Annotated in this window: 1 protein-coding gene; it reads right to left on the bottom strand. The window is 65.4% G+C overall.

Annotated features, from left to right (window positions below; translation table 11 throughout):
* On the bottom strand, nucleotides 1-758 hold a 758-nt coding region (gene istA / locus AE618_RS00215; RefSeq protein WP_248310692.1), incomplete at its 3' end, for an IS21 family transposase.
* Nucleotides 759-978: the final 220 nt, after the last annotated feature.

Below are 978 nucleotides of genomic sequence, written 5' to 3'. Positions count from 1 at the left end.
GCTTCGACCTTCGCCTTGTCGCGGGGCTTGCGCGGGCGGGCCGGCAGAATGCCGACGCCGTAATGGGCGGCCATCATCCCGTAGCTGCGGTTGATCTCGGGATCGTAGAACGAGGCTCTCTGGACGCCGGACTTCAGGTTGTCGGGCACGACGAGGCGCGGCACGCCACCGAGGAAGCGGAACATCCGGACATGGGCCTCGATCCAGTCGGGCAGCGTCTGCGTCCAGGTCGCTTCGGCATAGGTGTAGTTCGAGGCGCCCAGCACGGCGACGAAGATCTCGGCCTCCCGCACGACACCGGTGGTCCGATCGACGATCGAGAGCTTCTTGCCGGAGTAATCGACGAAGACCTTGTCGCCGGCGGGATGATCCTGGCGCATGGTCGGCGACAGGCGGCGTTCGAACTCCCGGTACAGATCGCAGAAGCGGCTGTAGCCGTAGCCGTCGGGATGAGCGTCGCGGTACTCCTCCCAGAGCACCATCAGGTTGACGCCGGGCCGCTTCAACTCGCAGACGAGGCAGGCCCAGTCCGGCTCGACGCGGCGGCGGAAGCCGCTCTTCACGCCGGCATGGGCGAACAGGCGCTGCTCGAGAACGGCGTCCGTCAGATCGCCGGCCAATGGCCAGGCAAGCCCGGCGGTCGCGGCGCGCTTGAGGTTATCTTGGATCGTGCTGCGCGCCACGCCGAGCGTGCGTCCGATCTCCCGCGCGCTCACCCCATCTCGGGCAAGCCGCAGCATCTGTCTTATCTGTCGCATGGTCAGTTCTCTCTTGGCCGGCATCGGCGTCCCCTCGATTGCGAGGGGCCTGATGCCCGAGGGACTGACCCAAACGAAAACGCCAAACTCACCGAAACCCGGCCGGAGATTGATCGGAACCCCGGCCGGCTTCAAATCGGAATGGTGGCCGACATCAAATCGGAACGGTGGCCGGCTTCAAATCGGAATACCCGGCCGGATTGAATCGGAATCCGCAATC

Source organism: Allobosea vaviloviae (assembly GCF_001298265.1).
Lineage (GTDB): Bacteria > Pseudomonadota > Alphaproteobacteria > Rhizobiales > Beijerinckiaceae > Allobosea > Allobosea vaviloviae_B.
This window is presented reverse-complemented; position numbering and strand designations above follow the sequence as displayed.